We start from the raw sequence: 26114 nt of genomic DNA on the forward strand, positions 1-26114 counted from the left end.
TATTGCGGACGCGTCCATCCTCCTAATTTGTGTGATGCACGGTTGTCTACCGTGCGCCCCGCATGATTCAAGGAGCACACACGCGATGTCCGCTACGGCATCCAGCACCACCCCGGCCGACACGTCGCGGGGTTCCACCAGGGTCCTGGTGATGTCCACGATCGCCTTCACGCTGATGTTCGCGGTGTGGCTGATGTTCGGCATCCTCGGTGTGCCGATCCAGAAGGAGTTGAAGCTCAGCGACCCGCAGCTGGCCTGGATCAGCGCGGTAGCCGTCCTGAACGGTTCGCTGTGGCGCCTGCCCGCCGGGATGCTCACCGACCGCATCGGTGGACGCGTCGTCACGATCGCGATGCTGCTGCTGACGGCCATCCCCTGCTACCTGGTCGCGCACGCACACAGCTACGGCATGTTGCTGATGCTGGCCTTCCTGGTCGGTTTCGCCGGCAACCTGTTCAGCGTCGGCGTCGCGTGGAACTCGGCGTGGACGCCGAAGGAACGCCAGGGCTTCGCGCTGGGGGTCTTCGGTGCCGGCAACGTCGGCGCATCGGTCACCAAGCTGATGCTCGTCGTCTTCCCGACCGTACTCACCGCCACGGCAGGCGCGACCTACTTCGGCTTCATCGAGGGCGGTTGGCGTCTGTTCCCGGTGATCTACTCCTTCGCCCTCGTGGCCGTCGCCGTCCTCATCCTGGTCGTGACTCCCCGCACGGACCGGATGGCCGGCGCGGGCAAGCCGATCGGCGAGATGCTCGAGCCGCTGAAGCAGATGCGGGTGTGGCGCTTCAGCCTGTACTACGCCGCGGTGTTCGGTGCGTACGTCGCGTTGTCGGCTTGGTTGCCGAAGTATTACGTCGACAACTTCGACGTCTCGCTGCACGACGCTGCTCTGCTGACCGCCACCTTCATCTTCCCGGCGTCCTTGTTACGTCCGGTGGGCGGCGCGTTCTCCGACCGCCTCGGCGCCCGCAAGGTCATGTATCTCACCTTCGGCGTCATGCTGGTGACCACCGGCATCCTGATGATGCCGAACGGACACTTGGTCATCGCGCACCCGGACGGACACACCAGTCAGCACCTTGCCTGGAACCTCGGCATCGCCCCGTTCGCCGTGCTGGTGTTCCTGCTCGGCTGCGCGATGGGTATCGGAAAAGCCGCTGTTTACAAGCACATTCCCGAGTACTTCCCCGACAACGTCGGTTCGGTCGGTGGCCTGGTCGGCATGTTCGGTGGTCTCGGCGGATTCGTCCTGCCCCCGCTGTTCGCCTACACCAAACAGTGGTCCGGCTTCCCGTCCAGCACCTTCTTCGTCCTCTTCCTGCTCACGGCCCTCTGCGCGATCTGGATGCACCTGACCGTCCTGCGTATGCACCGCGAGCACTCCCCCGAAATCGCCGACCGCATCGAGCGGCCCGAAACAGTTGGAGCACACCGATGACCAGTACGACCGCGCCCGCGCCGCAACGCCGCGGCAAGGAGTGGCTCGAGGAATGGGATCCCGAGAGTGAGCAGTGGGACTCCGGCCTCGCCTGGCGCACCCTGTGGATCACGACCTTCTGCCTGACCCTGGCGTTCATCGCCTGGTTCCTGCCCAGCGCGATCATCCCCAAGCTCAATGCCCTCGGGTACAGCTGGACGAAGTCCGAGCTGTACTGGATGGCCGCGATGCCCGGCCTCGCCGCCGGTCTGCTGCGCCTGGTCTGGATGGTGCTGCCGCCCATCATGGGCACCCGCAAGATGGTGTCGCTGACCACCCTGCTCCTGGTACCCTCGACCCTCGGCTGGGGCGTCCGCGTCCAGAACCCCACCGCTCCGTACTGGGAGCTGATGGTGCTGGCCTTCCTCGCCGGTATCGGTGGAGGCGCCTTCTCCGGCTTCATGCCGAGCACCTCGTTCTTCTTTCCCAAGTCCAAGCAGGGCACCGCGCTCGGCCTGCAGGCGGGCCTGGGCAACTTCGGCGTCTCGATCGTCCAGCTGACCACGCCGTACCTGATCGCGATGAGCGGCCTGGCCATCTTCGGCGGCAGCCAGATGATGAAGTCGCCGGGCAAGGCCAGTCAGCAGGTCTGGTATCAGAACGCCGCGTTCGTCTGGATCCCGCTGATGATAATCGGCGCGATCCTGGCCTGGACGATGCTGAAGTCGGTGCCGATCCATGCGAACGTCAAGCAGCAGTTCGACATCTTCAAGAACCAGGACACCTGGTGGATGACGTTGCTTTACATCATGACCTTCGGCACGTTCGCCGGCCTGTCCGCGCAGTTCGGTCTGCTCATGGCCGACTTGTACGGCACCGGTAACAGCGAGATCGTCAGCGGATCCGGTGCTGCCGCAAGGGTTTTGGTCGAGGGGTACACGCTGCCCGACCCGGTGAAGTTCGTCTTCCTCGGCCCGCTCATCGGTGCCGGTGCTCGCGTGCTGTTCTCGCCGCTCACCGACCGCATGGGCGGAGCGATCTGGTCGCTCATCTCCGGCATCGGACTGGTCGCCTCGATCATCTACACGATCCCGAGCCTGACGCCGGACACCTCGTCCGCTGCAGCCCTGGACTCGGGCTTCAACCAGTTCCTGTTCGGGATGCTCGCGATCTTCTTCTTCTCCGGCATCGGCAACGCATCCACCTTCAAACAGATGCCGATGATCTTCGAGCGGCGCCAGGCCGGCGGTGTGATCGGCTGGACGGCTGCCATCGCGGCGTTCGGTCCGTTCCTGTTCGGTATCGGCATCACCACGATGGGTGGCCCGGCCTTCTACTGGCTGGGTGTCGCCTGGGCGGTCATGTGCATCGCCATCACCTGGTGGCGCTACGCACGTCCGGGAGCTCCCAAGAAGAGCTGACGCTCGGTCCCCGTCGATTCGAACTCGCGGCCTGCAGTTGTTCTTGTGTGACAGCGTCGTGCTCGGAAAGAAGTTTTCAGTGTGTTGTCGATTTCGGACGTCTCCGCACGACATGGTGTCGAGATCGCGAATCGCGCGAGACTCACCCACCGAGAGGAGCTCGACATGAAGTACCTGGTGTTGCTGATGGGCGACGGCGAAGAGATCCCCTGGAACGAGCAGTCGCCACAGCAACAAACCGCCTCGATAGAGAAGTTCGGCGCATTCGACGCCGCGTGCGCCCAGCGCAGCGGCGTCCAGATCCTCGCCGGCGAGGCACTGGGCGCGCCTGGAGATGCGAAGGTGATGCGCTCGCGTGCCGGTCAGGTCTCGATCACCGACGGTCCCTACGCGGAAGCGATCGAGGGGATGGGCGGTTTCTACCTCGTCGAGAGTCCCGATCTCGACACACTGTTCGAGCTGCTGCGTCTGTTGCCCGCCTACGACATCCAGGTCGCGCCGGTGGTCGACCCGGTGTGAACGATGCAGACGCCGCCGACGCACTCGCCGAGGCAGTGCGCTGCGACTGGGGGCGCCTGACCGCGCTGCTGGTGCGACGCACTGGGCGAGTGGACCTCGCCGCGGACGCGTTGGCGGACGCCTGCGAGGCGGCAGTGCGGACGTGGCCACGAGACGGCCGTCCGACCAACCCGACCGGTTGGTTGATGACCGTCGCGAGCCGTCGCCTGATCGATGCGCTTCGGGCCGAGAACACTGCCCGCAGCCGGTCGGACGAACTGCTTCGACAGGCCGAGGACACCGAGCATCGCCATAGCCGGCGGATGGACGAGGCGTTGCTGGCGTTGATGCTGCTGCAGCACGCGCGACGCGATGCTCGTGTCGTGGACGGCACGCTCGTCCTCCTCGCCGATCAGGACCGGAGCCGTTGGCACCACGACGAGATCGCCGAGGGACTCGGTCTCCTCGATCACCCGGCACTCGCATCACCGGTCGTTCGGCACGGACCGCCTACGACGAAGCAATCGCCCACTGCGACAACCCTGTCGAGCGCGCTCACCTCGAAGGCAGACGAGCCGAGTCGGCGGAGTGAAAGGTCCGCAGAACTCGCGGGTCAGCTGACCAGTCCCGCGGACACTCGATCTCGACTGTCCGCAGGACGCGCGGGTCACCTATGCCAAGTTGCGGACGTTCGGTGCTGATAAGGCGTGGGTGCGTAACCGCTCGACGAGGACGGCCGCCTGGGTGCGGGAGCCGAGGCCGAGTTTGGCCAGGATACTGGTGATGTAGTTCTTCACCGTCTTCTCGGCGAGGAACAATTCGCCGGCGATCTGGCGGTTCGTCATCCCGTCGGCGACCAGCAGCAGCACCCTGCGTTCCTGTTCGGTGAGTTTCTCCAGCGCCGGGTGATGCGAGATGTCGGTCGCGGCGATCCGGTCACGCACCTCGCGGGCGGCGCCGTCGTCCAGCAGGTTCTCCCCTGCGGCCACGCGCAGCACGACATCGACGAGCTCGTTGCCGCGGATCTGCTTGAGAACGTACGCCTGAGCCCCCGCCAGGATGGCTTGCATCATCGCTTCGTCGTCGTCGTAGGACGTGAGGATGACGCAATGGATGTGCGGGTCGATCGAGCGCACCTCGCGGCAGACGTCCATTCCCGAGCCGTCACCCAGGCGGCCGTCGAGCACCGCGACGTCCGGGCGCAGGGCGGGGATCCGCGCAATGGCTTCGACGGCGGAACCGGAGTCGCCGATGACCTCGCAGCGGCCGTCCTGCGACAGCACCTCGGCCAACCCCCGGCGGACGATCTCGTGGTCGTCGACCAGGTAGATCTTCACGGGAGTGTTCGTCAAGGTGCTCACGCTCCCGCATTCTGCCAGGCCCTCCTCGGGACCTTGGTCCCTGGAGATCTCCACCGTGACTCACAACACTTGCGTCATGGCTCAGCAGACGATCCTGCCCGCGCAGAGCCGGTCGTTGATCGACACGCTCATCAACACCGTCGGTCTCGGCCGCGTCGCGTTGTCGCGCGGCGCTCTCCCGGTCGTCCTGGTCGTGCGTTGTGAAACCGACGACGACCGCATCTTGCTGCGCAGCGACGACCAGACACTCGCCCGCGCCGCAGAGTCCGGCGACGTGGTCGCCTTTCAGGTCGACGACGTGAGAACGGACGGCGGCGGGTGCAGCGTGGTGGTGACCGGCGTCCTCGCGCCTGAATCCCCTTGTTCAGTGTGCCTTTTCCCGACGATCATCACTCTCACCGAGCTTCACCTCGGCCCACCGGTGAAGGGCACCACGGTGGGCACCGCCTAGGGTCGGACGCATGCCCGAACGGTTGCTGCCCACCGCTGATCCGATCCGGCGGGTTCTGGACGCGGTCGCCCAGGTCACCGGGGAACTCGAGCTCGAGAGCGTCCTCGACAACATTGTCCGCACCGCATGTGAACTCGTCGGAGCCCGCTACGGCGCGCTCGGAATCGTCGACACCGCAGGCGAGTTGCACGGGCTCATCTTCCACGGTGTCGACGCGTCGAAGTGCCCGATCCGGGAGACTCCGCACGGCCGGGGAATCCTGCGTCTGCTGATCGACGACCCGCGTCCCATCCGGATGGCGAAGATGACCGACCACCCCGTGTCGGTGGGCATGCCTGCCGCGCACAAACACATGGAAAGCTTCCTCGGTGTTCCGGTACAGGGTCGCGGCAAGGTGTTCGGCAACCTCTATCTGACCGAGAAGATCGCAGCGAACGAGTTCTCCGACGAGGATCTCGCGATCACCCAGTCCCTTGCGGCGGCGGCATCGATCGCGATCGACAACGCACAGCTGTTCCAGGCAGCCACCGCGCGGGAACGGTGGCTGCAGGCGGGAGTGGACGCAGTCGACATCATCGAAAAGGAGGGCTGGACGCCGGACGTCTGGCAACGACTGAGCCAGCATCTCCGGTCGGTCGTCGGCGCAGACCTGGTACGCCTGCGTGACGCACCCGACGAGTCGACCCGCCTGCTGACCGACGACGAGTTGAGCGCCTGGGGACTCATCCCGGCCCGCGACACCGGACTATTACTGGTGATCGAGGCGGGTGGCGAACGTCTGTGCGCGATGGAACTGGCCTGGCGGGGCGGCAAGGACACCGTGCGCGACCCGATCGTCGAACAAGGACGTTCGCTGGCCGATCGCGTCGCCGGAGCCTGGTTGCTCGGCCGTCGGCGTGCCGAACTGGAGCGACTGGCGGTGCTCGAGGACCGCGACCGTATCGCCCGCGACCTGCACGACGTGGTGATCCAACGCCTGTTCGCCACCGGTCTGTCGGTGCAGGCCACGCTGGGTTCGCTTCCGGCTGCCGCTCAGCCACGCATCAACCGGGTGGTCGACGACCTGGACGAGACGATCAAACAGATCCGCCGCACGATCTTCGAGCTGCAGACCGGACCGGTAGCCCTGACCCTTCCCGCCCAGCTGAATGCGTTGGCGAACGACAGCGCGACCGCGATGGGACACACCGCGCAGATCGAACTGCACGGCGATATCTCATGTCTGTCCGACGAACTCGCCGCCGACATTCTCACCGTGCTGCGTGAGTGCTTCGCCAACGTGGCAAGGCATGCTCACGCCGACGTCACGACCGCACGCATCGGTGTCGACCCATCAGGTGTGCGAATCACTGTGCAGGACAACGGAGTCGGCATCGACCAGACGGTGTCCAGGCGCAGCGGCCTGGCGAACATCCGCGACCGCGCCGTTGCCCGTGGCGGCAGTTGCAAGGTGGAACCCCGCCCCGAAGGCGGTACCCGCGTCGACTGGCAGGCACCGACGGGCTGAGGTTCAGTCCTGGGCCGCGAAGACCCGCACCGGACCCCGGACCGTCAGCGCAACGTGCTCGCCCGGCTCCATCGAGTCGGCACCGACCACTCGAGCCTTGACCGTGTCGCTGTCCCCGATGCGTAGGTTCATCAACGCATCGTGGCCGTAGTAGACACACGACTCGACGACGGCGTCCACCGCCCCGGTGCCGGCCGGTGACACCTGCACCTGCTCGGGACGCACCATGACCTCACAGGCGCCGGAGGGCATGAATCCGGCGACCGTCAGATCGCCGAGCCGGCAGTGCACCTTCCCCTGCGACGGGGTGCCCGGCAGGATCATCGCCTCGCCGAGGAAGGTGGCGACGTGGGGATCGACCGGCGAGCCGTAGACGGTGCGCGGTGGCGCGACCTGGCGGAAGCGTCCATCGCGCAGCACGGCGACCTCGTCGGCGAACGACAGCGCCTCCGGCTGGTCGTGGGTCACCAGCAGTGCAGTCGCGCCGGTCTCGCGCAGCGCCTGCGCGGTGGCTTCGCGGGTTGCTTCCCGCAGCGCGGTGTCGAGCGCGGAGAAGGGTTCATCGAGCAGCACCACCGTGGGCGAGAGTGCCAGCGCGCGCGCCAGCGCGACCCGTTGCTGCTGTCCACCCGACAGCTGATCCGGACGACGGTCTGCGAGTTCGGTTGGCAGACCTACGATTTCGAGCAGTTCCAGGACGCGTCCACGGTGCTTACGGCGCGGGAACGGTAGTCCGAAGGCGATGTTTCCGGCAACCGACAGGTGGGGGAAGAGTCCGCCGTCCTGGCGCACATAGCCGATACCACGCTTTTCCGGTGCGACGAACGTCTTGCCGTCGGCGGCCACCTGGCCGTCGATGAGGACCGACCCGGCCAGCGGTACGAGGAAGCCGGCGATCGCCTTCAGCAGGGTCGACTTTCCGCTGCCGGAGTCGCCGAGCACGGCGGTCGTGGTGCCGGAACGAACCAGCAGGTCGATGTCGTGCAGCACCGGCGTCGAACCGTAGCCGGTGCGCAGACCTCGCACCTCGACGTCGCTCACGCCATCTCCTTCGGGCTCACACGGCTGCTCGTGCGGCGCAGTTGCCGTCGCAGCAGCAGCGTCATCGGCACGGACAGCGCGATCATCATGACCGCGTAAGGCGCCGCGGCCACGTAGTCTAGTTCGTCACTCGCACCCCAGAAGGCCAGAGCAAGTGTCCGCGTGCCGGTGGGAGCCAGCAGCAGGGTCGCAGTCAGTTCGGTGGACACCGCGAGCGCCACCAGTACGAACCCGGTCAGAAAGGACGGCAGCGCCAGCGGAAAGACCACGCGCGCGAACGTCCCGGCACCGCCGACACCGAGCGAACGGGATGCCTCCGACAGTTCCGGTGGCGCCGCCGCGAGCCCGGCACGCAGCGTGACCATCGCCCGTGGCACGAACAGAATCACGTAAGCAAGCACCAGCAGCGCGACCGACTGGTAGAGCCAGTCGGCCCAGCGAACACTGAGCGTCACCAGCGCCAGCGCCACCACGACTCCGGGCAATGCGGACGCGACGAACGTGATCCGCTCCAGGCTCATGGCGGTCAGATCACGGCGGCGACTGAGCAACCAGGCCCCCGGCAGCGCGGCGAGCACCGCGAGGAGCCCGCCGGCGACCGCCAGGCCGAGGCTCGTGCCGGTGACCCGCAGCAGCGCCGGCACGTCGACGGCGTTCCTGCCGATCGCGGTGAGCATCCAGCGGGCGACCAGCACGACGGGGACGACGACGGACACCGCGACGACCGCGGACAGGGCCAAGAGCGAGGGAATCTTCCACAGCCCCAGCGGGACTCGCTGCGGACGTTCAGGCGCTCCGCCACCCACACGAGCCACGCGTGCGCGTCCGCGCAGCACCACCTCGAGTGTCAGGACGACAACGCACAGCAGCAGCAGGACAGCGGCCAGCAGACTTCCCTGTGCGTCGCTGAACCCGATCGCGTACTGCTGCAGGATCGCGGTGGTGAAGGTTTGGTAGCGCATCATCTCCAGCACGCCGTACTCGGCGAGCAGGTGCAGCGCGACGATGAGTGCTCCGCCGCAGATGGCCGGACGCAGGCGCGGCAGCACGGTGCGCAGCACGGCCTGCCTGCGGTTCAGCCCGAGCGATCGGGCGATGTTCTCGTCGGCCCCGTCGAGCACGCGAAGCAGCGCTGCGACAGGCAGGAAGACGAACGGGAAGTAGGCGAAGGTCGTGACCAGCGCGGCTCCGGTGAACCCGCTCAGTTGCGGGCGCACCGAGACCCAGGCGTACGCACTCACGAACGCCGGGACAGCCAGGGGGGCGAGCAGCAACGTCCGCCACATCCCGGCGGCCGGCAGGTCGGTACGTTCCACCAGCCATGCGGCGCCGACTCCGATCAGGACGGCGGCCGGCACGGTCACGACCATCAGCAGGCCGGTGTGCTGCAGCAGTTCACCGATGCGAGGACGCACCAGGAACTCGACGGCGGCGTCCCAGCCGAGCGAGAACGCCTGCACCGCGATGACGATCAGCGGCAGCACGATGGACGCCGCAACGAGGGCAGCGAGCAGCGTGACGAGGGGGCTTCTAGAGGATGCCCGCATCCGTCATCATCTGGATCACGATGTCGGAGTTGAGGTTGAAGGGGTCGACCTTCGGCGCCTGCAGCGAGTTGAGCGCGGGCAACGCCGGGTCGGACTTGGCGTCCTTGCCCACGGCGTACTCCATCGACTTGCTGTCGGTCAGCACCTGCTGCCCCTGCAGCCCGGTGATGAACTTCAGGAACTGCTGCGCCTTGTCCGCCTTCTTCGAGCTCTTCAGCACGCCACCGGCGGAGAGGCTGACGAAGGCGCCCGGGTCCTCGCCCTTGAAGTAGTGCAGCTTGGTGTTCTTGCTGCCCTCCTTGGTCTTCGCCTGGTCGCGGTACCAGTAGTAGTGGTACATGATCCCGACCGGCACCTCGCCGGCGTTGACGGCCTTCATGGTGGCGACATTGTTCTGATAGATCTTCGCGTTCGCCTTCAGCGCCTTCAGCCACGCCTGCGTCGCGGGCTTCCCCTTCATCGCCAGCATCCCGGCGACGATCGCCTGGAAGTCGGCGCCGCCCGGTGCGCCGCCCCATTTGTCCTTCCACTGCGGCTGCTGCAGATCCATCATCGACTTCGGCAGCGCCGATTCCTTGATCTTGGACGGGTTGTAGACCAGGACGGTCGAGCGCGCGGCGATCGCGGTCCAGTCCTTGCTGGACGGCGCGAAACCTTGGGGCAGCTGGGCGAGCGTCGCCGCTTCGACGGGCGCGAGGAGGTTCGCGCGGGACACCACGGTCATCGCCGGGCTGTTCTCGGTGAGGAAGACGTCGGCGGGCGATTTGGCGCCCTCCTCGACGATCTGCTGCCCCATCGAGGAGTCCTTGCCGGGGCGGACCTGGGTTTTGACCCCGGTCGCCTCGGTGAAGGCCTCAGCCCACGCCTGGGTGACGTTCTCGTGCTGCGAGGAGTAGATCACCAGCGCGTCGGGGTCGGCCTTGAACTCGTCGTCACTGCCACCACAGGCGGTCAGGGTGAGTGCGGCGGCCGTGAGGCCCGCGATGAAGGTGCGTCGACGCAGGTTCGGTTGCACGGTCAGTGATCCTTCCGATCGGGTTGGGCGGGAAGCCGATTGCGCAGCCGGCGAACGGCTGGGTCGGCGAGCCACCAGATGAGGCAACCACCGGCCAGGCCGGTGAGCGTCTTGATGATCGCAGTGACGGTCCCGATCCCGGTGTCCGGGACGGCCTGGAACAGCTGGAACTGGAAGATGTAGATGTACAGCGATGCCGAGGCGAGCAGCACGATCGGCGCGATCATCCGTACTGGCACGCGCAGTTCCGGCACGAACGCAATCACCGTCACGCCGGCGACGACCATCAGGCTGCGGCGCGGGTCGGGGAACAACGTGGCGATGCCTGCCACCACGACCGCGATCGTGACCAGCTTGCGGACGACGTCGTCGGCGTGCGCGAGCGCCGCGCCGGTGGCGACGATCCAGAACACGGTGTACGGCAGTCCGTCGATGGGGCGATCGGTGACGGCCTGCGTGACGAACCGGGGCACCAGGGCGAGAGCGGCGATCAGCAAGTACAGACGCCAAGGGTCGCGATCCCGTGCCCTCGCGACCGCCGGGATCGCGACGAGTGCGGTGAGCACGAGCAGACTCAACACGAGGGCGTCGATGAACCACAATTCCACCCGGGAGTCGCTGGTACTGCCGAACAGCCAGTTGAGCATGAACACGTTCGGCCAGCCGTAGCGTTCGGTGAGCACCATGCCGATGAACGCGGCACAGGCCGTCGGGACGCCGATGCCGATCACCGATCGTAGGGTGGCGCGCCATCGGCGTCCGGTGTCGGGCAGCGCCAGCCCGAAGCGGGCGGCGCTCCAGCCGGCGAGCGCGAGCAGGATGTGCGCTCCGCCGGCGAGGTCGACCACCTGGGTGTGAGAGGCACAGATCATCACCACGGCGATGGCGCGGACGACGACCGAGGTCTCGATGGTGCTTCGTCGTTGGGCGGTTGCCGTCGCGAGTTCGCGGACGGGTCGCCGGTGCCAGTCGCGCGGTAGATCCCCGACCAATGCGGTGAGACGCGCGGTCGCCGGGACGTGGGTCAGTGAGTCGCCCCCGTGTTCGACGAACGACTTGTCGGGGTCGACGGCGTCGAGCGCAAGCACGTCGCCGATCGTCGCGGCGACCATGGACACCGTCGCACCCGTACCGGCGCCGTCGACCGCCCGACGGGTCTGCGAGCACTCGTCGCGGGTGGCGGCGCGCACGAGTGCGTCCGCGCCGATTCGGTCGACCTTGCCGTTGTCGAGCAGTGGAATCGGCGTGACCGCGACGTCGATGACGGCGGGGCCGACCCCGCTCGCGACGGCTGCCGCCCGGCGGACCTTGGCGGCCTGGCGCAGTTCCCGCAGCCGCGGTGCCACCGCGATGCGCAGGCCGGTGTCGTCTCCGCCGACGACGGCTTCGTACCCGGCGTCGCCGAGCAGGCGCTCGACCCGTCCGAGATCGACCCGCAGACCCATCAGCTTCACGAAACCACTGCGTCGGCCGACGATCCGGATGACGCCGTCGTCGTCGATGCGTGCGAGATCGCCGGTGCGCAGTTCGTGCTGCATGCGCCCGAGTGCGAGATCGTCCGCATGTTCGGCGTAGCCGAGCATCACACTGTCTCCGGTGACGACGAGTTCGCCGACGCCGTCCGAATTCGCCTCCGGCACAGTGTGATCCAGCCGCACCTGGGTGCCTCGGATGGCGACTCCGACGGTGTCGGGGTGCGTCGATGCGGCCCCGGCGGGTGCGATGGCGATCCGGGCTGTGGCCTCGGTCTGTCCGTACATCACGCGCAGATCGATGCCCTGGCGGGATCCTGAGCCGGCGAGCCGGGTCACCGACTCGGGCGCCAATCGTCCGCCGGCCTGGGTGAGCATCCGCAGGTCGGGGAAGGCTGCGTCGAGCACGTCGTGCTCGAGCATCCACTGGGCCGAGTGCGGCACCAGCGGGACGTTGCTGACGCGCTCGCGGCGAACGAGGTCCCAGAACTCGTCGTCGATCGACGATCCGTCGTGCAGCACGATGGACGCGCCCGCCATCAGGTGTGAGTGCAGCACCGACAGCCCGTAGCAATAAAACAGCGGCAGGGCGGTGATGCCCCGATCCTGCGGCGTGAGACCGAGCGCTTCGGCGATACCGGCAGCGTTCGCGCGCAGGTTGTCGTGCGACAGACGCACCAGTTTCGGCGATCCGGTGCTGCCCGACGTGCTGGTCAGCACGGCGAGATCGTCGTGCAGCAGATGGGTGGGTCGCCCGTCGTAGGACACCCGCTCGAAGGCGTCGTCGCGGTGCCGAAAGTCGGGTGAGTAGGCCTGCAGCACCTCGTCGTTGGGAGCCGGTGAAAGAACCAGGGCGACGTGACCGGCTTCCAGCACGGCGAGATAGGACACGACCGCCTCGAGCGTGCGCTCGAACGGGATGTGGACCAGACAGCGGCCGTCGAGGCGGTCGGGCAACAGCGCCGCCCGCGTGTGCACAAGTTCGGTCAATTCCGCGCGGCTGATGTCGCGTCCGTTGGCCGTGATCGCGCAGGCGTCGAGCTGCGTCCGCGTCGAGCTCGCGAACGCAGCAAGGCGCGGCGAGGCGAACGCCGGTTCCAGCAGCACGGCGTAAGGTTAGTCTGCACTAAGTGCAGACTCCGAATCGGCCGAGACGGTCGACTCTCAGCCCAGTGAACCGCGAATGAGCTCCATGCTCGTGGTGACATCGGTGAACCGGGTCGTCAGTGGCGCCAGGCCGATCCGAATGCCGTCGGGAGCACGGAAGTCGGGGATCACACCGTCGTCCCACAGCTGCCGATAGACCTCCCGGAAGTCGTTGCGGCACAACGTGATGTGCCCCCCTCGCCGCTTAGCATCGCGAGGCGACGCCAGTCGCACACCCAGCGGGGCGAGCCACGCATCGTGCACCTCTATCGCGAACTCGGTCAACGCGACGGACTTCTCTCGGATCGCCTCGACCTTCGCACGCTGCACCATCTGCACACCGGCTCGCACCGGCACCATGCCGACGATCGGCGGAGTGCCGCTCACCAGCGACCGGATACCACCGGCGGGCACGTAACCGGGCGCCATCTCGAACGGTTCGGCTCGTCCCATCCAGCCATGGATCGGCTGACGCAGGTTGCCCTGGTGGCGCCGCGCGACGTAACCGAAGGCCGGCGCGCCGGGGCCACCGTTGAGGTACTTGTAGGTGCAGCCAACCGCGAGGTCGACACCCCACTCGTCCAGTTGCATGGGAACGACCCCGACCGAGTGGCACAGATCCCACAGCACCAGGGCGCCGGCGTCGTGGACGATCTTCGTGATCGCCGGCATGTCGGCCAGCCATGCGGAGCGGTAGGCGACGTGACTGAGCACGACGAGCGCGGTGCGCTCCCCCACCACTGCGGCGATCTGATCGGGCGTGACGCCGGTGTCGGGGTCGGCATCGATCCACCGAAGGTTGAAGCCACGTTCGCGTGAAATCCCCTCCAGCACATAGCGATCGGTCGGGAAGTTGTCGGTGTCGAGGACGATCTCGTCGCGTCCGTCCGGGGCCGCGTCGACGGCAGCTCGCGCAAGCTTGTAGAGCATGACGGTGGTCGAGTCGGCCACGACGGTCTGTCCGTCAGCGGCTCCGAGACAGGCATCGGCGATGAGGTCGCCGGTCTGCTCGGGCCACTGCATCCAGGGGTCGTCGCCGTCGGTCCAGCCGCGGATCAACTCGCTCCCCCAGGCATCGGTCACCAGTTCGGCCAGTGCCGACTGGGCGGCCTTCGTCGGGCGGCCCAGCGAGTTGCCGTCGAGGTAGGCGGCCAGGCGACCCTGCTTCGCCGGGACGAAATCGTCCAGGAAGTGCTGTAACGGGTCGTCGAGGTCGAGGTCCATCGCCCGGCGCACGAGTTCGTCGATCACGAACCGATCGTCCCTTCGGCGATGCGCCCACGCACGGCGTAGAGCTCGGGGAAGAAGGTCTGCTCGAGGGCGCGGCGCAGGAAGGGGACGCCTGCGCTGCCTCCGGTGCCGCGTCCCATGCCGATGATCCGTTCGACGGTCTTCAGGTGGCGGAATCGCCACAGCTGGAAGTTGTCCTCCAGGTCGACGAGTTCCTCGCAGGTTTCGTAGATGTCCCAGTACTCGTCGAGCTTGCGGTAGATGCTCGCGATCACGTCGACGAGTTCCTCCGAGGCCGGATAGGGCCGCGACCAGTCGCGGTCGAGCAGTTCGGGCGGCACCGGCAACCCGCGGCGAGCGAGTAGTTGCAGGAAGACGTCGTAGAGGCTGGGTTCGTGCAGTTCGCGCTCGAGTTCGGCGATGGCGTTCGTGCGCCCTTCGAAGACCTTGACCATGTCGGGGTTCTTGTTGCCGAGCATGAACTCGACGATGCGGTACTGCAGCGACTGGAAACCGCTCGAGGTCGCAAGAAACCTTCTGAACTGGGCGTATTCGCTCGGCGTGAGCGTCGCCAGGACGGTCCACTGCTGGCTCAGCGTCGCCTGGATGTGCTTGACCCTGGCCAGTCGTTTCAATGCCGGCGCCAACTGGTCGGCGGCGATCAGTTCGCGTGCCGAGCGCAGTTCGTGGATGACGAGTTTGAACCAGAGTTCGCTGGTCTGATGCTGAATGATGAACAGCAGCTCATCGTGCTGCGGCGGAACGGCGCGGGTGTGCTGGGCGTCCAGAAGGGTGTCGAGGTCGAGGTAATCGCCGTACGACATTCCGGATGAGTCGTGGGTCACATCGTGGGTCACGAGAGCGAGACTACGGGGGCTGAGATGAGATTCACCACGAGGCAGGTGCTTCGCCTGGTGCTGGCTGCCGTGCTCACGACGGTGACCGGCCTCTTCGCACTCCCGACGGCGGACGCTTGCGCGTGCGGCGGGATGTTCGTGCGCGAGGGATCGAGCCTGACCGTGCCGACCGAGAAGGCATTGGTGGTGCATTCGGGTGGCCGCACGGACGTGACGATGAGTCTGCTGGTGCGCTCCGAGGTCGGCGATGCCGGTCTGGTGGTGCCCACGCCGGCACCGGCGACGGTCTCACTCGCGGACAACGACACTTTCCTCGCCCTCGATCGAGCCACCCGCCCCATCCGCAAGGACCGTTGGCACCTCATCGGCAGTGACGGCGACACAGGGGTGTCCGGTGCAGCGACTCGAGACGGTGCTCCCGCAGGCAGCGGCGTCCAGGAGCTGTCCAGCATCGATCTCGGTCCGTTGCGTGCAACGACGCTCAAGGCCGGCGACCCGGCATCGCTGAGGCAATGGTTGAGCACTCGCGGCTACACGGTGCGTCCGGCTGTTCAGCACATCCTCGACCAGTACGTCGCGAAGGGTTGGGCGTTCGTGGCGATGCAGTTGACCTCGGCCGGCAGGAAACTCGACGGAGGCATTCCGCCGGTGACGATGAGTTACGCCGACAAGCAGTTCGTCTACCCGATGCTGCTGTCGCAGGCAGCGACGATCGACCCGGTCGTGACGACGTATGTGCTGAGTGACCGCCGTGTGCAGCGCACCGACTCTTCCGCTCGCTCCACCTCGGTGGAGACGAGGTTCGCTGCTGACATGCGCAAGCGCCGTGGCACCGTGACGGCACCCATCCGGGATGCAGTGGCGAAGGCGCCCTACCTGACTGTGCTCGAACAGGGCTTCGATGCTCCGCACAAGCAGATCGTCAGCGACTTCACCTTCGGTCGCGCGGCGACGGACGCCGAGCACATCCCCGTGGCCTACAACGACAAGTACGTCTTCACGCCGGCGCAGTTCACGTTCGTGGTGTTCGCGCTCGTCGCGATGATGGTCGGCACCGTGGTGCTGGTCGACCGGCGGCGCCGGACGCGTTCCGCTGCTTGAGCAGCGCAGACGACTGCGCCCTCGTACCTCGGGCGCAGGGCTCAACCAGCGAAAGTGGGGACGATCCTTCGTCGCTCAGAAGCCGCGGGTGCGGTCGCGCAGGTCGGCGACGTGCGGCGAGATCGACGGGTCGATACCGGTGCCGATGGCAAGGTAGGTCGCGATGTAGTCGACCATCGCCAGGTGCCCGGCGAGGCGCGCAATCGGATGTCCTTGCGCCGCAACGAGTTCGACGATCTTGCATCCGGCCGCATCAGCTTCTGCCTTGACCGCGTCGGCGAGCGCGACCTGACGCAGTGAATCCGGGTTCTCGCTCGCGACGTCCCGAAGCATCAACAGGCCCAGCCGGGGTTGGGCCGGCCCGTCCAGGAACGGGTCGGCGAAGATGTCGGCCTCGCGGCCGGCCGAAGTGCCGTTCCCACCGCCGGCGGTGAACGGTCCGTCGAAGCACGCCACGACTTCGGACGCGGCATCGGGAAGTGAGCCGTACGACGCAGGCACGCGAGCCGTCCGGGCCAGCATGCCGGCCGCCCGAACCGCAGCCACGCCGGTCAACGCGCCGTCACCCAGGATCATCGGCACCGTCGGAGCAAGCGTCGCGGCGGCCAATTTCGCCGGATTCACGAACGACTCGGACGACGGACGGCACTCCTCCGCCTTCTGATCGAGCGCCGTCGACGCCTCGGTCAGCGCGTCAGTTGACGCATCGGCGATCCCGAGCTGATGGGCACCCAGCAGTACTGGGGTGAGCAACGACCAGAGCGCGGTCCGGCTGGAAGACCTCCCACGTCCGACTCCGACGTGAACTCCCCTGGCCTGACGGGTGACGTCTGCCAGCGGTGAATCCTCCGCACCCACGGTCAACAGTGACGCACCGCGCCGAGCAGCTTCGATGGCGAGCCCGAGCGGACCCGGAGCACGTCCGGACAACGACACCGCGATCACCATGTCGAGCGGTCCGACCCATCCGGGGAGAGGAACGTTGCTGCGGCTCGCGACAGGCACCGGCGAACCGGCTTCGGCCAGCACCCGCAGCACATCGCCGACGACCTTCGTGCCACCGACAGCGGCCACCAGCACCGAGCGCGGACGGGTGCCATCACCGATGCGCTCGATGCCGGCTTCCTGCGACAGAGTGATGCTCTCGCGCACCTGTGCGCCGGCCGAGGCGAGTGCCCGGAGTGTGTCGCGCGAATCACGCAACGCCAGTTCGTCCGGGTCATCGACCCACGATTCCTGCAGCTCGGGCATGAACCCTCCTCGGTGCGCGGTGTCCTTCGGCCGGCCGGACGAAGACTCAGACGGTGAAGACTCGTGCCTCGTCGGCGAGCATCACCGGGATGCCGTTCTCGATCGGGTAACCGCGGCGCTGCCCCGGCTGCTCGCAGTCGCCGGCGCACTGCAGTTCCGCAGCGCCGTCGGGTGCGGTGCCGTCGATCAACTCACCGGTGCAGACAGGGCAGCGCAGGATCTCGCGCAGCCAGCCGTCGATCTGTGCAGTCATCAGCTTCTCCTCGGGGTCAGGAACGGATCGCTGCCAGCGCAGCGTCACGCACTCGTGTCATTGTTTCATCGTCGGCGGCCTCGACGTTCAGGCGAAGCAACGGTTCGGTGTTGCTCGAGCGGACATTCAGCCACCACATCGGCGCGCCTTCATGGGTGATGGTGAGTCCGTCGAGCTCGTCCTCGGTGACCTCACCCTGCTCGGCAGCCCACTCGCGGACGCGAGCGGTCGCAGCGGCCTGGTCGGTCACCTTGGAGTTGATCTCCCCCGACGCCGGGTACTTGGCGAACTGCGCGATCAGCTGCGACAACGGCTCGTCCTGCTCACCGAGCGCGGCCAGCACGTGCATGGCGGCCAGCATGCCGGTGTCGGCGAACCAGAAGTCACGGAAGTAGTAGTGCGCCGAGTGCTCGCCACCGAACACTGCATCGTGCTCGGCCATCTGCGCCTTGATGAAGGAATGGCCGACGCGGGTGCGCACGGTGCGGGCACCGGTGGCCTCTACGATCTCCGGCACCGCGCGCGACGAGATCACGTTGTAGACGATCGCAACATCGGACGGATCCGACCCGTCCGCAACGGCTTTGGCGATCTCCCGTGTCGCCACCAGCGCCGTCACCGCGGACGGGCTGACCGGGTCTCCGTTCTCGTCGACGACGAAACAACGGTCGGCGTCCCCGTCGAAGGCCAGGCCGATGTCGGCTTCGTGTTCGCGGACCGCTGCCTGCAGGTCACGCAGGTTCTCCGGCTCCAACGGGTTGGCCTCGTGGTTGGGGAATGTGCCATCGAGTTCGAAGTACAACGGCACGATCTCCAGTGGCAGCTCACCATCACCGAGGACCGCCGGGACGGTGTGGCCGCCCATGCCGTTGCCGGTGTCGATGACCACCTTCAGCGGCCGGCCGTCCCGCAAGTCCACCAGGTGGCGCAGGAACTGCGCGTAGTCGTCCAGCAGGTCGCGTTCGGTGATCGTGCCGGTGCGCGCGGCACCCGACAGCTGGTGTAGATCACCCCGGTCCAGCGTCCACTGCGCCAGGTCGCGGATCTCGGCGAGGCCGCTGTCCTGTCCGACCGGACGGGCACCTGCACGGCACAGTTTGATGCCGTTGTACTCGGCCGGGTTGTGGCTCGCAGTGAACATCGCGCCCGGCACGTCGAGAGCGCCGGAGGCGTAGTACAGACCGTCGGTCGAACACAGTCCGATGAGCGTCACGTCGACACCGTGCGCAACCACACCTTCGGCGAACGCGCGCGACAGACCCGGTGAACTCGGACGCATGTCGTGTCCGATCACGACCGCGGTCTCCTCGGCCGGCAACACGACAACTTGCGCGAACGCCGAGCCGAGCGCTCGCGCCACCGACTCGCTGAGCTGTTCGGGCACGAGGCCGCGAACGTCGTACGCCTTGATGAATTCGGACAGATCCACTCGACTCACCCGGCGAAGCCTAGTGGTCACTGGAGACGGGGCGCGCGGCCAGTCGCTCGACGTGTCGCTGGTGGTACATCGGCGGCAGGCACCCGGCTCGCACCACGAGTTCGCAGGCGTCGTCGTCGCCCATCGCGGCGGCGAAGGCGATCTTCATGTCGACCTCGTGGTCGGGTCGACCGATCAGTTCGATGGGGTCACCTGGACGAACGGTGCCCGGCTCGACCACACGCAGGTAGACCCCGCAGCGTCCGTGCGTCGTGAATCGCTTCACCCAACCGCGCACTCCGAGGTGGTCGGCGAAGGTACGGCACGGGCTGCGCGGAATCGACACCTCCAACAGTGCGGAGCCGATCCGCAGTCGCTGGTTGATCAGCACCCGCTCCAGGTCGATACCGGTCGTGGTGAGGTTCTCCCCGAACCATCCATCCGGGAACTCCTTGCCCAGTTCACGGCCCCAGTGGTCAAGTTCCTCACGCGCGTAGGCATACACGGCCTTCTGCGCTCCACCGTGATGCTTGCGATTGCCGACGAGATCGCCCACGACACCGGAGCCGTCCCCGTAGTCAGGGCCGGGCGCGAACACCTCGATCGATTCGTGTGGCAGCTTCACGATCCCCGTGGACCGTCGACCCTTACGGGCAAGCGGGGGCGAGGCGACGTTCGTCGACAGGATGCGCGCGGAAGTCACTGCTCCACGCTAGCGGCGGGCAGGTCAGCGGGAGCGGACGACCCGCAGTCGCGGTGCCTCGTCGGGCTGCTGCACCTCGACGGGTGCGGGCTGCGGGGTGCCCGCGGCACGCACGGCATCGGCGAGCGCGAGCAGGTCGTCCTGGCTGGGCGCGGGTTCGCTGTAGTCGATCGGCAGGCGCACGACGTCCCAGCCACGGGGCGCAGTCAGGCGGGACGCGTGGTTCGCGCACAGGTCGTACGCGTGCGGCTCCGCGTAGGTTGCGAGCGGTCCGAGAACCACCGTCTGGTCGCGGTGCACATACGTGAGGGTGGCCACGGCGCCCTGGCCGCAACCGGCCCGGCAGCACTGTCGCTTCAGCATCGCGGCGCACCCGTCTTCATCACGGCGACGACTCTAGGCCCGTCGACGGACATGCTGTGTGTGCCGCGCCGAACGCCGACGTCCTGATGTCGCGGTGCGCAGCAATTAGGCTGCGACACATGACTTCCAACCGCCGCGCGGGCCGCCGCGGACGTGGCATGCGCGGCCCGGTCGCCTGGCCCCGTGTGCCGGCGATGCGATCGCGCAGCCGACGCTTCGACGAGGTCGTGCTCGACGCCTTCGAACAGGTGTGCACCAAGGCGGAGATCAAGAAGTCGCCGATCGAGCTGGCGGTCGAGGACGTCCCGCCCAGCGATCCCGCTCCGTGGGAGGATCAGATCGCCCTGGCCCGTGCGTTTCCCGCCGAGGGCTCGCTGCCGGCCCGCGTCGTCGTGTACCGCCGGCCGATCGAGACGAGGTCCTCCTGCGAGGCCGATCTCGTCGAACTGGTCGATCTGGTCATCTGCGAACAGATAGCCGGCCTGCTGGGCCTCGACCCGGACGAACTGAAGGACCGCTGATGTCGGACGCCGCAGCACCACCCACGATTCTTCCCGGACTGCCCACCGTCGGCCGACGCCCCGTTCTGGTGACCGGTGGCACCGGCACCCTCGGACGCGCAGTCGTCGCCGAATTGGTCCACTCCCAGGTGCCGGCTCGCGTCCTCACCCGCGGTTCGTCGGATGGTGGAGCCGAGGCCGGCGTCAGCTACGTGACCGGCGATCTTCGCGACGGCTCGGGTTTGTCCGAGGCGCTCGACGCAGTGCAGGCAGTCATCCACTGCGCAACCGACGGACGTCACGCACAGGACGTCGACGTCGACGGCACCCGACGGCTTGCCCTGGCCGCGCTCGACGCCGAACCGGCACCTCGGCTGGTGCACGTGTCGATCGTCGGCTGTTGGGACAACCCGCTGCCCTACTACCGCGCGAAGGCGCAGGCGGAGACGGTGGTCGTCGAGTCCGGGATGCCGCACACGATCGTCCGAGCGACGCAGTTCCACGCCCTGGCGGCGCAGTATCTCGGACCGTACGCGGCCGGAATAGCTTTGGCGCCCAAGGGACTTCGCCTGGCCCCGGTCGATCCCGAGTGGGTCGCCAAGACGCTCGTCGACGTGGCGCTCGCGCAGGACCATGCCACCGGCCCGCTCGAACTGGCCGGCCCGGAGGTGCTCAGTGCCCGCGAGATCGCCGTCCTCACCGCGCACGTGCGTGGGGTGAAGCTACGTCGCAGCCTTGCCGTGCCTCGGGTCGGTGGTGTGCTGAAGGCGTTCGCGAACGGTTCGAACCTTCCCGGGCCGGACGCCCGGCGCGGCGGTTGCACCTACGCCGCCTGGTTGACCACGCACTAGTAGAACCGCACACGGGCCGAATCGCACCGCGGCTCAGTCGCGTTCGGCGGTCGACTCCCGGACGGTGGCCTCGACCGCCACCGGTTCGAGCGGACTGACCTCGAGCACGGGCCGGTCCTCGATCTGTCCGGAGACCACCACCGATCCGCGCACCGACCCGGCGAGGACACGCACCCACACAGAGTCGCGTTCACTCACGTCGAGCCGCAGTGGGCGGTCCTTCTCCAGGTGCACCCGCCGGGGAGCGCCGTCGTCGGTGACGACGTCGACCGTCGCCGGACGGTCTGCGGAGAACAACCCGAGCGTCGCGCCGGCACCCTCCGGCAGTTTCGGCAGCGGCGACCCGATCAACGCGCCACTGCTTCGAACGGGAGTCGCCCACCCGATGTCGGAGGTGCCGGAGGTGTTCGCCATCGCCAGTACCGCTGCGGCCACCGGCTGCTCGGAGGTCACACGAACGGCATAGCTGCCCTTCGGGACATCCGTGAGGGGCACCGCCACGGTCGACTTGGCATCGACATCGGTGACTTCGTCTGCGACGACCAGGCCGGCGCTGTCGATGGCCCGTACCCGCACCGAGGTGCCGAGGGCTCCCGGCACCGCCACCCGCACGGTCGGCGTACCCGCGACAACCGGGACCTGCGGGAGAACCAGATCCGTTCCGGCGGCTGCGGGCGCGGAACCGGCTTGTCCCGAGCGTGTCTCACCGGTCATCCAGGCGTCGACGCCGGACACGGCGACGGCGCCACCGCGCGCGACCACATGGACGAAGGCGTTGCTGAGTTCGTCGCCGAAGTCACCCACGCCGACGACCGCCCGGTCGCCGGGCGCAACGACCAAGCCCTTGGCACCCTGGCCGGCGTCGACGCCACCCCGGCCGAGGACTTCGGCGTCGACCGTCACCGGCGCAGACGAAGGGTTGCTGATCACGACACGTCCGACACGTCCGGATTGGTTGCCGCCCAGAGGAAACCAGGTGTCCTTGGTCAGGACGCCACAGGGTGCCATCGCAAAGCCGCCGACGCTCTGCTCCTCGTCGTCCCAGGACTGAAGGGCAGCAAGACCGGTCGCGGCGCTGCCCGATCCATCGAGGTGGATGCCGCCGGCACCGCTGACACGGTCGCGCGCAACCTGAACCGGCGCCGTGCGGGTGGGCGGCGCTGCGCCGGCACCGGAGGGCAGGCGGGCGGCGCGGACCGCGCCCTCACCGTGGGGCTTCAACACGCTTGCCGGAGCGCCGCCGGTGGCGAGGTCCACGGTCTGCTTCGCGTCCTCGTATCCGGGCGTGCCCGGGCGATCGGGGCCGGGGCACACCAGCGTGGTGCTGAGAGCGGCACTGGCGTTCTGAGCGGCACGGGTGTCGCTCGCGCGTGACCAGTCGGCATCGACGTCGACCTCGGCCGACCCGAACACCACTCCCCCGGCGGCGGCCGCGACCACGACGGCCCGAACGACGGACAGACCCCTCACCACGCCCTCCTGCGGGACGCGCGGTTGCCGAACGGCAGGGCGATGAACACGACCAGCAGCCACAAGCCCGCCTGCGCCCACCTGGTGCGCTCGAACGCCGGACGGGGCGCAATCTCCAGCTGACCCGCAGCGGTCGGCAGTTCGTACTGGACGGTCGGCCCGACCACCTCGGCACGCAGCGGCTCCCCGTCATACGTGACTTCGGCCCGGCTCGACCAACCACCCGGCTCGGCGACCACGATCGTTCGCGCGACCTTCGCCGCCGGAAGGCGCAACGAAGTGGCGGCGTGCCAATCGTCGGTGCGCAGTTCTTGAGTCGGGGTGCCTGCGGTCAGCAGGACGAGTCGACTGCTGGCCACCGAACGATCGCCTGCGGGGGTGGTCATCGGAGCAACCCGCCAGACCTTGGCGTCGCGCACGCTGTGCATCCGTAGGAGTGAACCGCCGCTCTGCAGCGAGGAGGAGACATCGGAACCGGCTGCACCTGGACCGGTCAACACCACGTAACCCACAGCGAGCCGGTGCAGGCCGGCGGCAGCTGCTTCGCCCTGCCCGCGCACCAGGGCATCGACCGCCCGTCCCGCATCAGCCGCGCCGCTCGGAGCGGGCAGCGTCAGGTCGGACACCGGACGTCCGACCTCGCGGCCCTGCACGCGGTAGGCCACGGTGCCGTCGCGGCCGACGGTGAGGACGAGGGAACGTATCGAACGGGGTCCGGTGAATTGTTTCTGGACGAGTTCGGGCAGCGGCCGATCCACCGGCCGCAGAGCTGTCACCTGTCCGGCCCAAGCCGCGAAACCGACGACGACAGCAGCGAGCAGGCCGGCGAGCACGCCCATCGCCGGGTGCAGCACCGCCCGCGCGGTCTTGCTCCGGGGGTACGGCGACGCCAGTCCGGCGAGGGCGATCCCCGCACAACACAGAGCGAAGACCTGCAGCGGCACTCCGGCCCAGGCAGTTCGCGGTCCGTCCGGCGTGGACATCACCACCAGCGACGGGGACAGCAGGGCACCCGTGAGCGCGGTCAGCGCGAGGGCGGACGCGGCGAGCATGAAGCGGTGACGCCCGGGACTGCACAGGCCGAGCACGGCCAGGACGAGCAGAGGCAGGCCCAGCAGCACCGGATAGGAGCCCGGACCACCGGGGTGCAACAGCGCGAGTTGCCATGGTTCCGCCTGCGTCGGCGCGCCGGTGATCAGGTTGCCCGGTCCGGCGAAGATCTGGCGTGGGTCGGAGAGCAGGTGGCGGGTGTAGGCGCCCAACAGCGCCCACGGCACTGTCGCCAGGATCAGCCCGCGTAGGCGCGCCCATCGGGCTCCGAACAGGGCGACCAGCAGCGCAGCAATCGTGCTGAACGCCAAGAGGATCGGACTGAACGCCCCCATGATCCCGGCGACGGCGACGGTCGCGAAGGTCATCGTGGCCGAACCTCTGGGGCGGGCGATGGCCACCACGCCGGCGAAGACCAGCGGCGCGAGCACGTGACCGATGGCGGGACCCAGGCGTCCTTGCGCAGACGCGGTGGTGGCGAGCGCGGAACTGGCCCACAGCGCGGCGACCACGGCGCGGGGCCAGCCGTGAGGAGTCAGCACGCGTCCGGCGCGATAGGCGGTGAGTGCCGACAACGGCATGGTCAGCGCCAGCAGCCAGACGACCGCCGTGTGACCGCTGGTTGCCGACGCCAGACCGGGAACGTGTTCGACCAGCCAGGCGAGCGGCCACAGCACAGGAAGGTATTCGGCGTGCTGATTCGGCTCGCCGAGGCCGGCGCCCGTCCAGCCGTCGCGATACAGCCGCCAGATGCCGCCGGAGTCGGTGCCGAACGCGCGCAGTTCGCCGCCGCTGATCGCGCCGGAGCGCCCTTGGAAGGAGTGGCTGCCGAGTAATCCACGCCACTGCACACCGGCGGCGATCAGCGCGGCGAGGACGGTCCACAGGCCGCGGCTGCGCCACATCTGCGCGAGTGGACGCCGCGGCACGGCGAGGGCTTGTGCGTGCTCGTCGACCGGCCCCGTTTCGCCGGCTCCCTCGTCGACCAGAGCGTGCTCGGGTGGGACGTCGTCGAGCGTGACGGCGGCGCGCAGCGAGTCACGGGCGCTCATCCAGGCGGCGCCCGCACCCACGAACAACGGACGCAGGTAACGCCGACGGGCGGTGGCCCGTCCGAAGAACCGAGCCCGGGCGCCGACGATGCGACCGAGGCCGAACGGCGCTGTGGCCTGGGCGAATTCCGCCAAGGCGCGGCGCGGGTGCTTCACCAGCAGCATCCCGACGCCGAGCACGAGACCGGACAGCAGGATCCACAGGCTCATCAACGGCCAGCCCAACAGCGAGGCGCGAGCGAGCGCGACCTGCCGGTGACGGCGCAGCGTCCGCGGGCTCTGCGAGGCGGGAAGGTCGGGGTCAGGACGCCGCTTGCCCGTTCCGTCGCTGGGAGTGGGATCGACGTCCTGGTGCACGATCGCGTCGGTGACCACGACCACCTGGTGGCCGGTCAGGTGAGCCCGCCAGCACAGGTCCAGTCCGTCGCCGTCGCCGTCGAAGGCCGGGTCGAACCCGCCGAGGGTCGCATAGACGTCCCGACGGATCATCAGGCCGCTGCTGCTGACCGCCAGGACGTCGGTGCGCAGATCGTGCTGTCCCTGGTCGAATTCGCCCTGCACCTGCTCACCGATGTGGCGGCCGGTACGCGTGACGTCGAGTCCGACGTCGACCAGGCGGCGGGGTCGGTCGAGCTCGCGCACCTTGCAACCGGCGATGCCGATGCGGGTGGTGCGGCCGACGGCCTCGGTGAGCGCGGCGAGCGCGTTCGCGTCCGGCTGGTTGTCCTCGTGCAACAACCAGAGCCATTCATGCCGGTCCCGTGGACGGATGGGACGCTTGTCGGCCCTCGTGCGGCTGCGCTTGGTGACGACCGCGTCCTCGCCGGGATCGGGCAGTGCCTCGACGGCGATGTCGACGGTGTCGGCGAAGCTCGAGCCGGGCGGGACGGTGACGACAGAGACATCCGGGAAGCCGGCACGGATCTGCGGGTGTTCGTCGGGGATCCGGTGGGTGGACCGTTCCGGGGTGGTGTCGATGATCACCAGCCGGTCGGGCCTGCGACGTTGGTCGAGCAGCGCCCGGAGGGTGGCATGTAATCGCTCGCCGCCCTCACGGACGACGAGCATAGTCGTGACGTTCAGCCTCGGGCGGTCGTCATCGGTGACCAGCAGCGACCCGTCTGCGTCGGAGGTGAGCAT

At 68.0% G+C, this 26114-nt stretch carries 23 protein-coding genes; 9 read left to right on the forward strand and 14 right to left on the reverse strand.

Annotation, left to right across the window (positions count from 1 at the left end; all coding sequences use genetic code 11):
* The first annotated feature begins 151 nt into the window (after positions 1–151).
* From FB459_RS14765 to FB459_RS14780, 4 genes are all read left to right on the forward strand, one after another.
* The gene (locus FB459_RS14765) at positions 152–1438 is read left to right on the forward strand and encodes an MFS transporter (protein ID WP_246092470.1); all 1287 of its coding nucleotides are present in this window, start codon (positions 152–154) and stop codon (positions 1436–1438) included.
* Positions 1435–2838, forward strand: coding sequence for an MFS transporter (locus FB459_RS14770; protein ID WP_141929033.1), 1404 nt, complete (start codon positions 1435–1437; stop codon positions 2836–2838). The genes FB459_RS14765 and FB459_RS14770 overlap by 4 nt, the downstream gene beginning before the upstream one ends.
* A 165-nt stretch (positions 2839–3003) precedes the next feature.
* Complete coding sequence (locus FB459_RS14775; protein WP_141929034.1) at positions 3004–3357, forward strand: YciI family protein; 354 nt, start codon at positions 3004–3006, stop codon at positions 3355–3357.
* 89 nt (positions 3358–3446) lie between these two features.
* Entirely contained in the window at positions 3447–4037 is a 591-nt protein-coding gene (locus tag FB459_RS14780; protein ID WP_239702844.1) for a DUF6596 domain-containing protein, read from the forward strand.
* On the opposite strand, the gene FB459_RS14785 is transcribed toward FB459_RS14780, so the two are convergent.
* Complete coding sequence (locus tag FB459_RS14785; protein WP_211345206.1) at positions 4008–4697, reverse strand: response regulator; 690 nt, start codon at positions 4695–4697, stop codon at positions 4008–4010. The genes FB459_RS14780 and FB459_RS14785 overlap by 30 nt on opposite strands.
* 76 nt (positions 4698–4773) lie before the next feature.
* Between FB459_RS14785 and FB459_RS14790 the strand changes: the two genes are divergently transcribed.
* Together FB459_RS14790 and FB459_RS14795 are read left to right on the forward strand one after the other, a co-directional pair.
* Positions 4774–5148, forward strand: a complete 375-nt coding sequence (locus FB459_RS14790) for a pyridoxamine 5'-phosphate oxidase family protein (RefSeq protein WP_141929036.1) — start codon at positions 4774–4776, stop codon at positions 5146–5148.
* Positions 5149–5158: 10 nt separating this feature from the next.
* Positions 5159–6655 (forward strand): GAF domain-containing sensor histidine kinase, encoded by a 1497-nt coding sequence (locus FB459_RS14795; RefSeq protein ID WP_141929037.1) that lies wholly within the window; start codon positions 5159–5161, stop codon positions 6653–6655.
* A gap of 3 nt (positions 6656–6658) precedes the next feature.
* On the opposite strand, the gene FB459_RS14800 is transcribed toward FB459_RS14795, so the two are convergent.
* The 6 genes from FB459_RS14800 to FB459_RS14825 are packed head-to-tail and all read right to left on the reverse strand — an operon-like array spanning position 6659 to position 14930.
* Positions 6659–7696 (reverse strand): ABC transporter ATP-binding protein, encoded by a 1038-nt coding sequence (locus FB459_RS14800; protein WP_141929038.1) that lies wholly within the window; start codon positions 7694–7696, stop codon positions 6659–6661.
* Positions 7693–9243, reverse strand: a complete 1551-nt coding sequence (locus FB459_RS14805; RefSeq protein WP_141929039.1) for an ABC transporter permease — start codon at positions 9241–9243, stop codon at positions 7693–7695. The genes FB459_RS14800 and FB459_RS14805 overlap by 4 nt, the downstream gene beginning before the upstream one ends.
* Complete coding sequence (locus FB459_RS17930) at positions 9227–10264, reverse strand: iron ABC transporter substrate-binding protein (protein WP_275578382.1); 1038 nt, start codon at positions 10262–10264, stop codon at positions 9227–9229. The genes FB459_RS14805 and FB459_RS17930 overlap by 17 nt, the downstream gene beginning before the upstream one ends.
* Entirely contained in the window at positions 10261–12837 is a 2577-nt protein-coding gene (locus FB459_RS17935; RefSeq protein ID WP_141929041.1) for an AMP-binding protein, read from the reverse strand. Before FB459_RS17935 ends, FB459_RS17930 begins: the two co-directional genes overlap by 4 nt.
* A 57-nt stretch (positions 12838–12894) precedes the next feature.
* The gene (gene kynU, locus FB459_RS14820) at positions 12895–14100 is read right to left on the reverse strand and encodes a kynureninase (protein WP_141929561.1); all 1206 of its coding nucleotides are present in this window, start codon (positions 14098–14100) and stop codon (positions 12895–12897) included.
* A 23-nt stretch (positions 14101–14123) separates the two neighbouring features.
* The gene (locus tag FB459_RS14825) at positions 14124–14930 is read right to left on the reverse strand and encodes a tryptophan 2,3-dioxygenase (protein WP_141929562.1); all 807 of its coding nucleotides are present in this window, start codon (positions 14928–14930) and stop codon (positions 14124–14126) included.
* A gap of 57 nt (positions 14931–14987) precedes the next feature.
* Here FB459_RS14825 and FB459_RS14830 point away from each other — a divergent pair, with 57 nt between their 5' ends.
* Complete coding sequence (locus FB459_RS14830; protein ID WP_129625792.1) at positions 14988–16064, forward strand: DUF2330 domain-containing protein; 1077 nt, start codon at positions 14988–14990, stop codon at positions 16062–16064.
* 75 nt (positions 16065–16139) lie between these two features.
* Here FB459_RS14830 and FB459_RS14835 read toward each other — a convergent pair whose 3' ends face one another.
* Genes FB459_RS14835 through FB459_RS14855 form a run of 5 tightly spaced genes read right to left on the reverse strand, consistent with a single transcriptional unit; the run spans position 16140 to position 20051 of the window.
* On the reverse strand, positions 16140–17315 hold the full coding sequence (locus tag FB459_RS14835; RefSeq protein ID WP_141929042.1) for an SIS domain-containing protein: 1176 nt from the start codon (positions 17313–17315) through the stop codon (positions 16140–16142).
* A gap of 46 nt (positions 17316–17361) precedes the next feature.
* Positions 17362–17568 carry a Trm112 family protein gene (locus FB459_RS14840; protein ID WP_141929043.1) on the reverse strand — a complete coding sequence of 69 codons (207 nt, stop codon included), beginning with the start codon at positions 17566–17568 and terminating at the stop codon, positions 17362–17364.
* A gap of 16 nt (positions 17569–17584) precedes the next feature.
* Positions 17585–19006 (reverse strand): phosphomannomutase/phosphoglucomutase, encoded by a 1422-nt coding sequence (locus FB459_RS14845; protein ID WP_141929044.1) that lies wholly within the window; start codon positions 19004–19006, stop codon positions 17585–17587.
* Positions 19007–19016: 10 nt separating this feature from the next.
* A complete protein-coding gene (locus FB459_RS14850; RefSeq protein ID WP_170221956.1) occupies positions 19017–19688 on the reverse strand; it encodes an MOSC domain-containing protein in 672 nt (223 codons plus the stop codon).
* Positions 19689–19712: 24 nt separating this feature from the next.
* A complete protein-coding gene (locus tag FB459_RS14855; RefSeq protein WP_129625796.1) occupies positions 19713–20051 on the reverse strand; it encodes a DUF3499 domain-containing protein in 339 nt (112 codons plus the stop codon).
* A 119-nt stretch (positions 20052–20170) separates the two neighbouring features.
* Here FB459_RS14855 and FB459_RS14860 point away from each other — a divergent pair, with 119 nt between their 5' ends.
* Both FB459_RS14860 and FB459_RS14865 read left to right on the forward strand, forming a co-directional pair.
* Positions 20171–20572, forward strand: a complete 402-nt coding sequence (locus FB459_RS14860; protein ID WP_129625797.1) for a metallopeptidase family protein — start codon at positions 20171–20173, stop codon at positions 20570–20572.
* Positions 20572–21402 carry an SDR family oxidoreductase gene (locus FB459_RS14865; protein ID WP_141929045.1) on the forward strand — a complete coding sequence of 277 codons (831 nt, stop codon included), beginning with the start codon at positions 20572–20574 and terminating at the stop codon, positions 21400–21402. The genes FB459_RS14860 and FB459_RS14865 overlap by 1 nt, the downstream gene beginning before the upstream one ends.
* A 33-nt stretch (positions 21403–21435) precedes the next feature.
* Here the strand turns inward: FB459_RS14865 and FB459_RS14870 are convergent, their stop codons facing one another.
* Both FB459_RS14870 and FB459_RS14875 read right to left on the reverse strand, forming a co-directional pair.
* The gene (locus FB459_RS14870; protein WP_141929046.1) at positions 21436–22872 is read right to left on the reverse strand and encodes a DUF5719 family protein; all 1437 of its coding nucleotides are present in this window, start codon (positions 22870–22872) and stop codon (positions 21436–21438) included.
* Complete coding sequence (locus tag FB459_RS14875) at positions 22869–26114, reverse strand: glycosyltransferase (RefSeq protein WP_129625800.1); 3246 nt, start codon at positions 26112–26114, stop codon at positions 22869–22871. The genes FB459_RS14870 and FB459_RS14875 overlap by 4 nt, the downstream gene beginning before the upstream one ends.

Origin of the sequence: Yimella lutea (assembly GCF_006715095.1) — a bacterium.
Classification (GTDB): Bacteria; Actinomycetota; Actinomycetes; order Actinomycetales; family Dermatophilaceae; genus Yimella; species Yimella lutea.